16 protein-coding genes are annotated in these 14,320 nt (G+C 45.8%); all 16 read right to left on the minus strand.

Annotation, left to right across the window (positions count from 1 at the left end):
* Positions 1-20: 20 nt before the first annotated feature.
* The 16 genes from MKX40_RS19460 to ypeB all read right to left on the minus strand — a co-directional run bounded on the left by MKX40_RS19460 (position 21) and on the right by ypeB (position 14,232).
* Complete coding sequence (locus MKX40_RS19460) at positions 21-1,118, minus strand: sugar ABC transporter substrate-binding protein (RefSeq protein ID WP_339235231.1); 1,098 nt, start codon at positions 1,116-1,118, stop codon at positions 21-23.
* A 218-nt stretch (positions 1,119-1,336) separates the two neighbouring features.
* The gene (gene spoIVA, locus MKX40_RS19465; protein WP_017687692.1) at positions 1,337-2,815 is read right to left on the minus strand and encodes a stage IV sporulation protein A; all 1,479 of its coding nucleotides are present in this window, start codon (positions 2,813-2,815) and stop codon (positions 1,337-1,339) included.
* Between the two features lie 454 nt (positions 2,816-3,269).
* Entirely contained in the window at positions 3,270-4,049 is a 780-nt protein-coding gene (locus MKX40_RS19470) for a hypothetical protein (protein ID WP_339235234.1), read from the minus strand.
* A gap of 27 nt (positions 4,050-4,076) precedes the next feature.
* A complete protein-coding gene (locus MKX40_RS19475) occupies positions 4,077-4,427 on the minus strand; it encodes a 2Fe-2S iron-sulfur cluster-binding protein (protein WP_339235236.1) in 351 nt (116 codons plus the stop codon).
* A gap of 11 nt (positions 4,428-4,438) precedes the next feature.
* Positions 4,439-5,056 (minus strand): hypothetical protein, encoded by a 618-nt coding sequence (locus MKX40_RS19480; protein WP_339235238.1) that lies wholly within the window; start codon positions 5,054-5,056, stop codon positions 4,439-4,441.
* An 83-nt stretch (positions 5,057-5,139) separates the two neighbouring features.
* Positions 5,140-5,319 (minus strand): DUF2768 family protein, encoded by a 180-nt coding sequence (locus tag MKX40_RS19485; protein ID WP_278294380.1) that lies wholly within the window; start codon positions 5,317-5,319, stop codon positions 5,140-5,142.
* A gap of 173 nt (positions 5,320-5,492) precedes the next feature.
* Positions 5,493-5,768, minus strand: a complete 276-nt coding sequence (locus tag MKX40_RS19490) for a stage VI sporulation protein F (protein ID WP_017687687.1) — start codon at positions 5,766-5,768, stop codon at positions 5,493-5,495.
* 102 nt (positions 5,769-5,870) lie between these two features.
* The gene (locus tag MKX40_RS19495; protein ID WP_339235240.1) at positions 5,871-6,911 is read right to left on the minus strand and encodes an NAD(P)H-dependent glycerol-3-phosphate dehydrogenase; all 1,041 of its coding nucleotides are present in this window, start codon (positions 6,909-6,911) and stop codon (positions 5,871-5,873) included.
* Positions 6,904-7,527, minus strand: coding sequence for a glycerol-3-phosphate 1-O-acyltransferase PlsY (plsY, locus tag MKX40_RS19500; RefSeq protein WP_339235242.1), 624 nt, complete (start codon positions 7,525-7,527; stop codon positions 6,904-6,906). The genes MKX40_RS19495 and plsY overlap by 8 nt, the downstream gene beginning before the upstream one ends.
* Before the next feature lie 11 nt (positions 7,528-7,538).
* Positions 7,539-8,861, minus strand: a complete 1,323-nt coding sequence (der, locus tag MKX40_RS19505; protein WP_253438644.1) for a ribosome biogenesis GTPase Der — start codon at positions 8,859-8,861, stop codon at positions 7,539-7,541.
* A gap of 185 nt (positions 8,862-9,046) precedes the next feature.
* A complete protein-coding gene (gene rpsA, locus MKX40_RS19510) occupies positions 9,047-10,261 on the minus strand; it encodes a 30S ribosomal protein S1 (RefSeq protein ID WP_062835205.1) in 1,215 nt (404 codons plus the stop codon).
* A 142-nt stretch (positions 10,262-10,403) separates the two neighbouring features.
* The gene (locus tag MKX40_RS19515; protein ID WP_339235244.1) at positions 10,404-10,991 is read right to left on the minus strand and encodes a lysophospholipid acyltransferase family protein; all 588 of its coding nucleotides are present in this window, start codon (positions 10,989-10,991) and stop codon (positions 10,404-10,406) included.
* Complete coding sequence (gene cmk / locus MKX40_RS19520) at positions 10,988-11,692, minus strand: (d)CMP kinase (RefSeq protein WP_339235246.1); 705 nt, start codon at positions 11,690-11,692, stop codon at positions 10,988-10,990. The genes MKX40_RS19515 and cmk overlap by 4 nt, the downstream gene beginning before the upstream one ends.
* Positions 11,693-11,795: 103 nt before the next feature.
* Complete coding sequence (locus MKX40_RS19525; RefSeq protein WP_339235248.1) at positions 11,796-12,020, minus strand: hypothetical protein; 225 nt, start codon at positions 12,018-12,020, stop codon at positions 11,796-11,798.
* Positions 12,021-12,083: 63 nt separating this feature from the next.
* Positions 12,084-12,737, minus strand: a complete 654-nt coding sequence (locus tag MKX40_RS19530; RefSeq protein WP_339235250.1) for a flagellar brake domain-containing protein — start codon at positions 12,735-12,737, stop codon at positions 12,084-12,086.
* 148 nt (positions 12,738-12,885) lie between these two features.
* Positions 12,886-14,232 (minus strand): germination protein YpeB, encoded by a 1,347-nt coding sequence (gene ypeB / locus MKX40_RS19535; RefSeq protein WP_339235252.1) that lies wholly within the window; start codon positions 14,230-14,232, stop codon positions 12,886-12,888.
* Positions 14,233-14,320 lie beyond the last annotated feature (88 nt).

Consider the following 14,320-nt stretch of genomic DNA (forward strand, 5'->3'; position numbering starts at 1 on the left):
GCGCGCTTCCTATACGCTGCTTATTTAGCAGTAATACCGTATTCGCTCATCCAGTCCTTGATTCCTTGTGTGCTTCCACCCCATCCTTCAACGAACTCTGACAGCTCCGAAGTGGAGATTTGTTGATCTGGCAGAGCTTCACGTTGAACATAGACCGGGTTAAGCACAACTGAATCTTCTGTCTCGTCCCCGTTCAGTTTCTGATAAGCATAACGGACTTGGACGCGACCAATATCCGTTGGATCAACAGCAGCAGAAGCAACCCAAGGATTTTTCGGGTCCTGAATCATTTGCAGATCCTCGTCACTCATATCGATACCATACACTTTAATCTCGTCACGTCCAGCTTGTTGAATTGCACGCGCTGCACCTTTGGCGAATTCATCCCATGCAGTCCATACAGCTGTAATCTCACCTTTTGGATATTGCTTGAGAATAGCTTCCATTTTGGCTTGAGTATCCAGCGCAGGATTCTGTGCGGAACCAAATGTAGCTATTTCCTTGATGTCCGGATTTGCTTTCATGAATTCACCGTATGCAATCTGACGACGTTCCATCGGTGCGAAACCAGCTACCCATACTTTGACAATATTTCCTTGTCCATTGATATCTTTTTTCATTTGCTCCAGTGTGAGCTCAGCCATCTTCTGGTCATCCTGTGACAGGACTGTAGCTCCCGGTACAGTAATGGCTGCGTCGAATACAACCACGGGAATGTTCTGTTCTACTGCCTTCTTCACGCCTGGTTCTAATAGGGAATCACCGTGATCCGTAAGAATGGCATCGAATTTCTGATTAATTGCGCTATCAAGCAAAGATACCATCTTTGCTTTGTCATTATCGGCAACAAACGTCGTCAGTTCGCCACCGAATTTTTCGATTTCTTGTTTGACTCCTTGTACATATTGCTGCGAGAAGGTACCTGTATTAAATTCCATAATAAGTGCAATTCTTTTACCGCTTAGAGGGCCTGTAACTGCTTCCGTTTTCGGCGTATCAGCTGATGCACCTGAAGCTGGAGTTGCTGCCGGTTCTTTTTTAATTCCGCAAGCGGACAGTGCCAATGTAAATACCAATAACACACTCAACCATACCCATTTTATCTCTTTTCTTTTCATCTCTGTCTCCCCCTGTCCACTCTCTGTGATCTCGATCACAATAGTTGAATATTAATATAACGGCTAATCCCTAGTATGTAAATGGGTTTTAGCAATTTAAAGCTAAAAATCGCTAAGTTTTTTTTGAAAGCACTATTCTTCCCATCCATTTCATCCAAAATAAAGAAATCACATAAAAAAGACCGCGAGGGGATTTCCCCTTACGGTCTTTTGATGTCTTACAAAATGATAGCGATCAAGCCACCTGAACCTTCGTTAATGATTCTTCCCAGCGTCTCTTGCAGTTTATATCTTGCATTATCCGGCATCATGGCAATCTTGCCCTGAATCCCTTCTCGCACGATAGAGTGCAGCGAACGGCCGAACATATCTGAATCCCATACCTTGATCGGATCGTTCTCGAAGTCCTGCATCAGGTATCTCACCAGTTCCTCACTTTGCTTCTCCGTACCGATAATTGGAGCGAACTCCGATTCCACATCGACCCGGATCATATGAATGGACGGTGCCGTAGCTTTCAGACGTACGCCAAATTTGGTGCCCTGACGAATGAGCTCAGGTTCATCCAGAGCCATCTCGGCGAGAGATGGAGCAGCAATGCCATATCCGGTCGTTTTGACCATTTCCAGCGCTTCTGCGAAGCGATCGTATTCTCTCTTCGCATGTGAGAACTCCTGCATCAATTGCAGCAGATGATCCTTGCCGCGAATCTCGATGCCAACCACTTCTACGAGAATCTGATCATACAGCTCATCCGGCGCATACAGGTCAATTTCAGCTACACCCTGCCCCATGTTCATACCACTCAGGCCTGCGCGATCAATGAATTCATATTCCATGAACTGAGCGACAACCCGATCCACATCACGAAGTCTGCGAATATCCTTCACGGTATCCCGTACAGAATTTTCGTAGTTGCTTCGCAGCCAGTGAGTCTCGTTCAGCACCATAACCCAGCTCGGCAGGTTTACATTCACTTCATGCACAGGGAACTCATAGAGCACTTCACGAAGTACACCCGTCACATCATCTTCAGTCATTGTGGCTGCACTGAGTGTCATCACCGGAATGTCGTATTTGGCAGCAAGTTCACTACGCAATTGCAGGGCTTCTTCACTGCGTGGGCGAGTGGAGTTGATGACCAAGACAAACGGTTTACCGACTTCTTTCAATTCCGCAATAACCCGTTCTTCGGATTCCACATAGGAACTGCGGGCAATTTCGGCAATTGTGCCGTCTGTTGTGACCACAACACCCAGTGTGGAATGCTCCTGAATGACTTTGCGAGTCCCAATCTCGGCGGCTTCCTGGAACGGAATTGGCTCTTCGAACCAAGGCGTGGAGATCATGCGCGGACCATTTTCATCCTCGTACCCCTTGGCTCCTTCCACCGCGTAACCCACACAATCCACAAGGCGTACATTGACATCAAGCCCTTCGGCCACCTTGATCTGAACTGCGTTATTCGGTACAAATTTTGGTTCGGTTGTCATGATGGTTTTGCCTGCTGCACTTTGTGGAAGTTCATCCACTGCACGGGCACGATCGGCCTCGCTTGCGATGTTGGGCAATACGATCGTTTCCATGAATCGTTTAATAAATGTTGATTTTCCCGTCCGGACTGCGCCGACAACCCCGAGATAAATATCCCCTCCGGTCCGCTCAGCTATGTCCTTAAAAATGTCCACTTTCTCCAATGAAATCCCCTCCCTAAATTACTCCGAAGGAAAAATGCTAAAGAGCATCCGCTTCGTTTTTTCAATCAGAAGACTGAAATCCCTGCAACGGTAGAGCCGCCTTTGTGAGTGCCCGGAAGTCGTCCGCCGCCGAACGTTGCATTCTGATGAAACCGGCGAGAGCGGCGTTAACTCGTACATGCAATTGGACTAGTATCATCTTATGTATCCGTATGCGGCAATATGACGCGTATTTTTGTTTTTTTATCTTATGGTGATGACATTAGGAGAATCCCCCGATCTCGGACTGCGCGTCTTTATTTCAATCTACTTTATGTGATCCATGAAGTTATTATGACGGTTATTGCTCATACGGACAAAAGAAAAAAGAGATATCCCTGATTTGGAATATCTCTTTTTGAACCCTTAGAGGCATGTGAGGCATACAGTTAGATCATATGAATGGCAACCAGACTTATTTTGTTGGCTGTGCCACTGGTGCATTATTTTGCCAAGTGTATAAAACAGATTTTACAGGTACGAAGTAGGAGTGTTCCAACAGAAGATCCCGAACATCATCCGTCTCTGCTGGAGACACATCAGACTTTTCCACTGCCTGCATAATGTCAAAAGCATAATCTACATAGACCTTGCCTTCGTCATCCATCATAAAAGGTAATGCCTGACCCGAATACACACTATTCAATGTAATGGAAGGAGTCCCTGCCTGTGCAGCCTGATCCATATCCACAGCATATAACCCCGGATACAATTCTTCCCCGCTTGGCAGCTTATTGTTATGTACGGATTTATATTGACTAACCATTCGCTGCACATCGTTGACTTTCTGAACAGTCAGGAGGTCCATCACTTTAACGGTGGGATTCACTTCTTCATCCTGGATAAGGAAGTAAGCGCTACCACCGCTTTCAAAAGCGGTTCCCGGTATTTCATCCAGATACCCCAGTTGCTTCAATTTGGGCAGATCCACTCTAAATTTTTCATATTTTGGCGTTTCCATATCTGCATTGAGGATGGGTAAAATCCCCTCATCTTGCTGGAATGCCTCTACCGCACTCTGGATACGGCTCACGCTTTCCCGATAGGCTATTTTAGGGTCCGAATTGCTCTGCGATGGATACATACAACCACTTGCTGTAAAAGCAAACAACAGGAATAACAGCAGACCGCTCATCTGATGCATCAGACGGTGCCGTCCGCTTCCTTCAACACCTTTTGGCTTGTTCCTAATCATTCGTGTCCTCCTAGAATAACGCTTATCTCAGAACCAGTCGTCTTCCTGTTGCTGACGTTCCAGTTGTTTCCGTATGGCTGCCTTCAGCGGGTCCTCCGGAACATGAACCGATAGAGAACCACACACCTTGGCCTGACAGGACAGTCTTGTACCTGCTTCCAACAATGAACCCAACTTGCGCTTTTCTGCATCCGTTGGCGGATACAGTTCCGCCCGATATTCTTCGTCTACGTTCACCTTGCACATCAAGCAAGCAGCTTTACCATCACATCGGGTCGTAATCTTCACTCCGGCTCGTCGTGCTACATGCAGAAGTGTCGCCCCTGGTTTAAGCACGATTGATTTGTTCATGGGTAAAAAAGTAACTTTGTAGTCCATTATGTTCCTCCCTACTGTGACCAGGCAAAGCCAACAAGTTCTTCCACTTCGGCTCTGAAGCGGCTTGTCCATACATTCTGTTGACTTAAAAGCATCATTATAGGCTGATGGGCATGTGGTTGCTGACGCATCTGTGATGCAATGGGTACATAACGATCTTCTCGACCTCGCAGCATATTAAACAACAGCTCATGCGCAAGCGGCATCAGTCGCAGGGGATATGAACCCACTTGTGCTACTGGTGCATGCGGAGCAAGTACATGTTCAATATCGATGCGGTACCAACTTTTGCGAGCCCATATTTCGAAGCCACCAACCAGTTCCAGCGCACATTCACCAACCTGATAGTGGCTTAGCAGAGAAGCATAAGGTCCTGTTTTATCCACTGTAGGCTCGTCAAGCATTTCCCCTGGAGCACTACGGTGAAGTTCCTTAGCAGCAGCAACATCCGCATAAATATCAATATCTCTGGGAGCCTGTTGCAACTCTACCCCCTGAAGCAGCAACCCACAGCTTCCTCCAAGCAACCATGTCTGTGGCTGTGTGTTCCAGGCTTTGGCCGTTTCCAGCAAAGCCGCGTGTAATTCCGGATAACGCTCTGTCCGACCCTCCGTATCATGCGGCCCCATAGGCTCACACTCCCCTCATCCGTGTTCATTGTGTCAGTTCTTATGATGTGCTTATGCGGATGTTAACCTTCAGGCATAGGAAGTCAGGTCAGAGAAGCGATTCCACCGAAAAAGCCAATCAGCATAATCAAAAATGCAATGAAAGAAAGAATCCCTCTTACAATACCTTTTGTTTTGGCACGAGCAAACGTAATCAGGAATACAGATAGTCCCATAATGAGGATGGCGACCAATGACAGCCACATCTTGTCCATTGCGCTCATAATCCAGCAATCTCCCCTTCAGTCCGATATTCATCACTGACACTGTGACAATTGCAACCATTATAACACGAAATTCAGCGCAACTTTCCAAAAAAAAGACAAAAAAGCAAGCCGACAGGAGCCGACTCGTCTTTTTGTCTTACTGGATCACCTGCACAAGCAGGCGTGATCTATTATTTTTTCATCATCATTTTCATTAACGATTCCATACTGCTCGGATTCAATCCGCTTTTCTTGACCGCACTCACAATATCCTTAACCGTATCCTCAGATACCGGAACTTTCGCCATGGCGGATACTTGTTTGATCAATTGGCGCAACTGAGCTTCATTTTGAATCGTCGTTGGTTTCACCGTGCTTGCCAATTTCTTGACGGCACCTTCTGTAATCGTTTTACCCGTTTTCTTGTTGATTGCATTCAGCGCATCTTTGGAAATGTTGTTACCCATTCGTCTCCCCTCCTCCGGCAATACTCATGTGTATAGTATGAGTCCGGAACAGAAAAGGTGAATAAGCTTCTCATTTCACAAATAGGTTTAGGCGGATTACAATCAGGAATGCCACTGCTCCCAGGTTTCAAGCTTCATGACTTCCATTTCAGTCTTCGGGTCACGTCCCATCAAGGCTTCAACTGCATCACGCGGCTGTCTCTCCTGGAATAAAACGTGATACAGCTGATCCGCAATCGGCATTTGCACACCGTATTTTTGCGAGATGAAATAGGCAGCTTGGGTAGTTCGAATGCCTTCTACCACCATGCCCATGGACTTCAGAACATCATCCAGCTTCTGTCCCTGGCCCAACATCGAACCTGCTCTCCAGTTCCGGCTATGCTGACTTGTAGCCGTTACAACCAGATCTCCGATTCCGGCAAGTCCCGAAAACGTTAGCGGATTCGCTCCCATCTCTACTCCAATACGTGTGATCTCTGCCAGACCACGTGTTAGCAAAGCGGCTTTGGCATTATCACCGAACTGAAGACCATCGGACATACCTGCACCAAGAGCAATAATGTTTTTGAATGCACCTGCCAGCTCAACACCGAGCATATCCCGATTCGTGTAAACCCGGAAATAGGCATTCATAAACAAAGCTTGAGCAGCCTCGGCAGATGACTTATCCAATGAAGCTACAACCACAGTAGTCGGACAACGCTTCACCACTTCTTCCGCATGGCTTGGGCCAGAAAGAACTACAACACGGCCTTCTTCACATTCAAGTTCTTCTGAAATGACTGTAGACATCCGTTTGAGGCTTTCTGTCTCAAAACCTTTGGTTGCATGAATGACTAACATCTCAGGCTTATAATAAGCCTTAAGCTGGTTCGTAACTGCACGCATGGCTGAAGAAGGCGCAACAATTAACACAGCTATAGCGCCTTCCACCGCTGCTTCCATATCACTTGTTGCCTGAATTCGTGGTGAAAGCTCCGCATCCGGTAGATAGCGAGCATTGGTGTGCTTGCTATTGATTTCGTTAGCCTGGTCTTCACCACGTGTCCACATCATCACGTCCAACTGATTGGCGGCAAGTACACTGGCCAGAGCTGTTCCCCAGCTCCCAGCAACCAGAACAGCAACTTTTTTAGACAACACGTTTACCCCCTCCAGGGTTTTTCGATCCCAATTTATTTTCCTGTCCTTTGGCGAGCTTCGCAATATTGGTACGATGTCTCCAGAACGCAAACAGACAAATAATCAGACTCCCCCAGAAGATATTCATTGAATATCCGGGTAATACCAGAATAAAGATGGGTGTAAATGCTACAAAAATCAGAGACCCCAATGAAACATACCGGGTCAATACAATAGACAGAATAGCGATCACCCCAGCACATAACGCAGGTAGGAAAGCAAGACTCACCAGAACACCAATGGCCGTGGCAATCCCTTTTCCTCCACGAAAATGGAAGTAAAGAGGCCAGTTATGTCCTGCGATGGCTGCTATACCACTGAGTGCAGGAATCCAGGCAGAACCGTTGCCGAGCCAGATTCCAATCCATACAGCTGCAACACCCTTAAGTACATCAAGTAACAGAACAGCAATAGCCGGTCCTTTACCCAATATACGCAACGTATTGGTAGCTCCTGCGTTTCCGCTTCCGTGCTGACGAATATCGATCCCCCGTATCGCTTTTGCAAGGAGGACACTAAAGCTGATCGAACCGAGCAGATAACTCAGCACAATCGCTGCGATTGGTAAAATCACACACTTCTCCCCTAACCTTCGTCGGACTTCCTCCGAGTAAATATACGGATTGGTGTACCTTCAAAGTTAAACGCTGCACGGATCTTGTTCTCCAGATAGCGCTCGTATGAGAAGTGCATCAATTCCGGATCGTTCACAAAAACAACCATGGTCGGTGGCTTAACAGCAACCTGAGTCACATAGTTGATTCTCATTCTCCGTCCTTTATCTGTTGGCGGAGGGTTAATAGCTACCGCATCCGATACGACATCGTTAAGCAGATGCGTCTGAACACGCAACGAGTGTTGTTCCGCCACATGTTTTACAACCGGCAATAATTTTTGTAAACGTTGTTTTGTCAGGGCTGACAAAAATACGACTGGAGCATACGTCATAAACAGGAAGTGATCCCGAATTTTCGTCTCAAACTCTTTCATCGTTTTGTCATGCTTCTCGACTACATCCCATTTGTTCACGACAAACAAAGACGCTTTGCCCGCTTCAAATGCATATCCAGCAATATGCTTGTCCTGCTCAATAATGCCTTCTTCACCATTAATGACAATCAGAACGACATCTGCACGCTCAATCGCACGCATAGCACGCATTACACTGTATTTCTCAGTTGTTTCATATACTTTACCACGCTTACGCATACCTGCTGTATCAATCAGCACGTAACGTTGGCCGTCTTTTTCAAAAGGTGTATCAATCGCATCCCGGGTCGTTCCAGCCACATCACTTACAATGACACGCTCTTCCCCCAGAATAGCGTTCACCAGTGAAGATTTACCCACATTAGGACGTCCGATCAGAGCTACACGAATGACATCTTCGTCGTAAGTCTCTTCCTCAAGTTCTGGCAACTTCTCCACAATAGCATCAAGCAAATCACCTACACCTGTACCGTGACTTCCGGATACGCCGATGGGATCACCGAAACCGAATCCATAAAACTCATAAATGAGCTCACTTCGTCCGATATTATCCACTTTGTTAACCGCTACAACAATAGGCTTGCCTGAGCGGTATAGCATCTCTGCTACCTCTTCATCCGATTGCGTAATACCTGCTTTTGCATCACACATGAATACAATAACATCTGCTTCTTCAATAGCGAGCTCTGCTTGCATCCGAATCGATTTTAAGATTACATCTTCACCATCAATTTCGATACCACCTGTATCAATAATACTAAATGGTTTACCGTTCCATTCACCGATTCCATATATACGGTCACGGGTAATGCCCGGCTTGTCTTCCACAATGGCCAGTCTGTCGCCGATGATCCGATTGAAAATGGTGGATTTACCCACGTTCGGTCGTCCGACAATTGCCACAACGGGTCTTGCCATACAGTCCACTCCTCCTGTCCATACTTACGATAATCATCATAGCAAAAAAGATAAGTCTTGGCTAACGTTTCATGCCAAATTACTTGCAATAAAAACAATCGGCGAACCCGCCTGGGGCTCGCCGATCTTGCTTTTATTATTCAGCAAAATATGCAGTATATAACTTAGAACCATGCATTGTTAACTTATTTGAATTTGCTGAGTTTGTCACCAAACAGTTCGCCGAGCGTAGTGCTCATACCTTGATTGTTCAAGGAAACGTTTGGATTGTTGATTTCTTCACGTGGAGCGTTGTTTCTTGCTGGACGCTCTGATTTTTGTGGTTGAGCAGGAGCTTCTTCAGTTTCTTTGATGCTCAAGCTTACACGTTGCTCAGAAGGGTTCATGTCCAAGATTTTAACTTGAACTTCTTGTCCTTCTTTCAGCACTTCATGAGGAGTGCCGATGTGTTTGTGGGAGATTTGTGAAATATGCACAAGTCCCTCAACACCAGGAGCGATTTCAACAAATGCACCGAAGTCGACCAGACGTTTTACAACACCTGTTACGATATCGCTGGAATTGAATTTCTCGCTTGCAGTTTCCCAAGGACCTGGTTGAACTGCTTTCATGCTCAGGCTGATTTTGCCTTTTTCAGGGTCAACTTTCAGCACTTTCACACTAACTTTATCGCCTTCAGACAGAACGTCGGATGGTTTTTCAACGTGTGTCCAAGCCAGCTCGGATACGTGAACCAAACCGTCAACTCCGCCCACATCAACAAATGCGCCGAATTGAGTCAAACGTTGTACTGTACCTTCGATCACTTGACCTTCTTGCAAACCAGCCATAACCGTTGCTTTGTTTGCTTCGAATTCTTGCTCCAATACGTCTTTTTGGGAAAGGATCACTTTGTTGTTCTCACGGTCGATCTCTTTCACTTTAACACGCAGTGTGCGTCCTTTATAGTCGCTGAAGTCTTCAACGAAATGGCGTTCAACCATGGATGCCGGGATAAATCCACGCACGCCCACGTCTGCTACCAGACCGCCTTTAACAACATCACCTACAACAACTTCGAATACGTCTTGGTCTTCAAAATGCTTTTGCAATTGATCCCAAGCGTTTTCGCTGTCGATTGCACGTTTGGACAGAACGAGTTTTTCTTTCTCGTCGTCGATGCTAAGAACTTTAGCTTCAACTTCTTGTCCAACTTCTACTGCATCAGACGCGCTGTCCACATGTAATGAAGACAGTTCACGAATTGGAATGACACCGTCATATTTATATCCAATGCTCACATAGGCTTGGTTATCTTCCAATTTGACGATGGTTCCTTTTACGGTATCTCCTTTTTTCAAGGAAACGAATTGATCCAACTCATCTTGGGTTGCTTCTTGATTTTTCATTTCTTCCGACATGTCAAATACCCTCCTCAATTCAAAAACCCCATTATATTCAAACCTGCCTGTAGCAGAGTTCAAAACACTTTCATCACTGAGTACTCAAGCTTTAGTCTCCCTCAAAAATATGGAAACATGCACTCAGCTACCGACGAAGCCATTACTTGCTTGGCACGCCCGTTTGCACCATTTCGTTAATCTTGGACATAATCTTTTCAGTCGCCTTCTCCAGAGCTTCTCCGGAGGGGTCTTCCTTGAACTCGTCCAAACTTACTGGTGCTCCATATACAACTTTCATCTTACGAAAAACTTTGTAGTTACCGATAATAGCAGTAGGAATAACTGTAGCGCCACTACGGAGAGCAAAACTCGCTGCTCCTTTTTTGCCGATACCTCCATCATTGTGACGGCTTCCCGAGGGGAAGATCCCAAGCACTTGACCATCACGCAAAATATTGAGTGAGGTTTTGATGGATTCCTTGCTGACACCTCCACGTTTAACGGGGAAAGCGCCCACGGCTTTGATAATTCGGCCGAGTACCGGAATTTCAAACAATTCGCTTTTGGCCATGAAACGCACCTGACGGCGAATTTTGATACCAACAGTTGGAGGATCGAAATTACTAATATGATTGGAACATAAAAGTACGCCGCCTTCTTCCGGAATATTCTCCCGTCCAACGGCCTCCAAGCGGAAAAGAATGGTGTAAATGATCCGCAGTAATGTGCTGCAAAATGTGTAAATCATAGACCGATCTCTCCTCTGACCATTGTGCAATAAGATACGATTTTGTCAACCACTTCATGAATGTTCATCTTTGTTGTATCCAGGACGATAGCATCCTCAGCACAACGCAGTGGGGAAATTTCCCGATTCTCATCCAATCTGTCACGGGTGGCAATGTCTCGCTCCAGCTGTTGCAACGTCAGTCCTTCAGAGGGGTCCAGTTCTTTGAAGCGGCGAAGCGCACGCTCTTCCACACTGGCAGTCATAAAGATTTTCACTTCCGCATCGGGCAATACTGTCGTTCCGATATCGCGTCCATCCATAACGACGCCCTTGCGCAAAGCCATTTGCCGCTGAGTATCCACTAATTGCGTACGCAGCCCCTCGATTTGCGCATATCGGGACACGATTCCCGTCACTTCACGGGAGCGGATTTCCGAGGTTACTTCTTCCCCATTACAGAACACTTTCTGTCCGTCGGGATCCGGTTGTAAATCAATGACCAGCTTTTGGGCTTCCTGAAGTACCTGTGTCACTTCTTCTGGCGCAATATCTTTCCGAAGCATGTGCAAGGTTACCGCACGGTACATTGCGCCTGTATCGACGTATACATACGCGAGCGCCTCTGCAACCAATCGGGCCACCGTGCTTTTCCCGGCACCGGCAGGTCCGTCAATTGCAACGTTCATTTTCCCGTTCTCTGATGTGTTCTGGCTTGCCAACGGGGCATTCCTCCTCAAACGATAAACCTCAATAAAAAAACAGGCATTGCCTGCATCGTGAAAATTATACCACACTCTACACATGGATGCAAAAACAGACAAATCAGCGCTGCCCGTACTCATTCACCATTTGCAATTGAACTGGCGTTCCTTCCAGACGGTCAATAGTGGTCAAATTCTTTTTGAAGCCTGGTACCAACAGCAGTAATTGATACACCACAAGCAGGATTAAAAGGCCTGTAATCAGAATCGTAACCCGTCGTTCCATTCGTCTGGAGAAAACATAATAAAGTCGTTCATATCTGCGGGTTGCATGACGATAATTCAAGACAATTCCTCCGTTTTTTACATTACAGTGCCCGCAGTTCCCTCTATTTATGCCACAACATTCCTATTTCGTGCGATAGTCCAGTTGCCGTTCGAAACAAAACTTGATAATTTTCTGGCGCTCCGAATCTGAGATCTGCACAAATTTCAGCATGCATAGCTGTCTGCCGGTTTCCAGGGTTTTGATCCGCACGACTTCAGCTTCAAAATTCACATGTTCTATGATTGAATTCCGGTATGGAACAAGCAACCAGCATTTCAATTTTTGACCTTCAGCTATTGGAAACCCTGATTCGCCGTAGATGGACAATCCACCGCCACCAATATCTTCAGTCAATCCGACGGCACGGGTCAGATCTTCACTCTGGATGGCCAATTCGAGATTTGCATGAACACGAAGAAAGCTACGCCTTTGTATTTTGGATATATCGCTCGCAAGCGGTTTGCGTATACGAACAAGACGAACCACATCTTCTTCAAATCCTGTGACAAAGGTATTAAAATAATGTCTGACTCCATCTTCCGTAATGTATGAAATGGACAGTTCCTCTCCGAAAAAAAGTCTTTTCAGACGGCTGCTTCCTTGTTGCATTGGGACCTCAATCAGAAAACTGCTGTCATCCATATCTGCAATGCGTGATTTGTACTCTTTGTGTTCCTCTTTTTCATCTGCAGAAGCAATCTGGATGAATAAAATTTCATTTATTTTAGGAAACAAGCTGTTCACCGCCACTTTATGTATTTATCTTCGTATGTACAAGGACTATTATACCATGACCTTTCTCACATTGAACAAGAAAAAAACAGACCACATCGTGGTCTGCCGCAATTATTCGCTCAACTTAAAATTGAGATTATCCATCTTTTTATGAGGTTGCATTGACCGGTTTGATCTCTTCAACCGCTTCTTCTATTCCTGTATTCGCATTAATGTATATCCGGTAACGAGAACCGTTAATTTTCCCTCCGAATTCATAACACAATACTTCTTTGCTGTAATCATTCTCAATCAGAGATTTTCGTACATAATTTTCTTCAAAGTCTGAGTTGAGCTTTTGACGTGCCTGTTGCTCCGTAAGTGTTGCTTTCGGAATTTTGCGCTTGTCATTATGTTCATAGACAAAGTCACTCGCCTGAAATCCGGTTACTTCTCCTGTATCCAGTCCTACACGAACTGACATTTTCTCAGGATAGATCAAGGTGTCCCCTTGCTTACGCACGTAAGTAAGGTTACCCAAATTACCAAATTCGTCGTAATTGACGGCTTTCATATCTTTGTAGCCTTTATTCGTTAGAAATTGATCTGCTTTTGCCATGGCATCCTGACGAGATACTTTTTTGGTTCCAATCGGACGTGTATCACTATAAGAGATAAGCATCCCCCCATTACGGGTGAAATCCATCATCAGTTTGCCATTGTTGGCATGATCGACCGTCGCAGTATACGATTCCCAGTCTGTTCCTTTACCGTTTTCCTGCACCTTAATTTTGCTGCTGTCCGCATCAGAGAATTTTGCAGCCTTGCTCTGAATCTGTTCTTTGGTCACCGGCATGCCGTCCAGTTTCTTGACTGTTCGTTTGGCATAGATATTGGATACGGAAGGACCCCAATCAAGCTCCGGGTATTCCTGCACCTTTTTATTCACTGTACGAAAACCGTCAACAATCGTGTTATCCATGGATTGCTCTTGTGTTGCCATAGCAGTCTCCGCGTCCATCCAGCGCAAACGGTCCGTCAGCACTTTCTGCTGTACATCCTGCAGATTCTTGGTAATTTCGGATGAATTCTGATACAGCTTTTTCAAGTTGCCCATTTCCTTCTCACTGAGCGGCTCGTTCGTCAAGTCACGCATCGACGCCCGATAGGCAAAGTTGGAAATGCGAGAGAGGAATTCCTCTGTCTCGTTAAATGGCAGCATGGTGAGTGGCAGCTGGTTAATCTCATTCTGTGCTTCACTGGTGAGTCGCCATACATTCATCAAACCTTTGCGGTGCATCCCCTGTGATGTGGAGTGAACCGCCAAGGTGTTGCCAATCTCCGAATGCAATTTATCCATATGAAAAGATAAATCGTGAAAGGCACGCTGATATTGGTTCTCTGCCTTGATCAGAATCGCATTCTTCTCCTGATTCTCCTGATAGCCCCACACGAGCGCACCGACCAGCAGAACCGCAAATATCGGAAACATAACTGAACTTAAACGTTTATACATCGGTAGAGTCTCCTTTCTTCTAAACCACTACCTCTATTGTGGATCGAAGAAAGACCTCTTATGCATGCGATTTCCAGTCCTTACACAA

It is taken from the genome of Paenibacillus sp. FSL R5-0517, assembly GCF_037974355.1.
Lineage (GTDB): Bacteria > Bacillota > Bacilli > Paenibacillales > Paenibacillaceae > Paenibacillus.

Coding starts and splice junctions, on each gene's coding strand:
- MKX40_RS19460 (WP_339235231.1), bottom strand. CDS start 1,118: ATGAAAAGAAAAGAGATAAAATGGGTATGGTTGAGTGTGTTATTGGTA.
- MKX40_RS19470 (WP_339235234.1), bottom strand. CDS start 4,049: ATGATTAGGAACAAGCCAAAAGGTGTTGAAGGAAGCGGACGGCACCGT.
- MKX40_RS19475 (WP_339235236.1), bottom strand. CDS start 4,427: ATGGACTACAAAGTTACTTTTTTACCCATGAACAAATCAATCGTGCTT.
- MKX40_RS19480 (WP_339235238.1), bottom strand. CDS start 5,056: ATGGGGCCGCATGATACGGAGGGTCGGACAGAGCGTTATCCGGAATTA.
- MKX40_RS19485 (WP_278294380.1), bottom strand. CDS start 5,319: ATGAGCGCAATGGACAAGATGTGGCTGTCATTGGTCGCCATCCTCATT.
- MKX40_RS19490 (WP_017687687.1), bottom strand. CDS start 5,768: ATGGGTAACAACATTTCCAAAGATGCGCTGAATGCAATCAACAAGAAA.
- der (WP_253438644.1), bottom strand. CDS start 8,861: ATGGCAAGACCCGTTGTGGCAATTGTCGGACGACCGAACGTGGGTAAA.
- rpsA (WP_062835205.1), bottom strand. CDS start 10,261: ATGTCGGAAGAAATGAAAAATCAAGAAGCAACCCAAGATGAGTTGGAT.
- MKX40_RS19515 (WP_339235244.1), bottom strand. CDS start 10,991: ATGATTTACACATTTTGCAGCACATTACTGCGGATCATTTACACCATT.
- ypeB (WP_339235252.1), bottom strand. CDS start 14,232: ATGTATAAACGTTTAAGTTCAGTTATGTTTCCGATATTTGCGGTTCTG.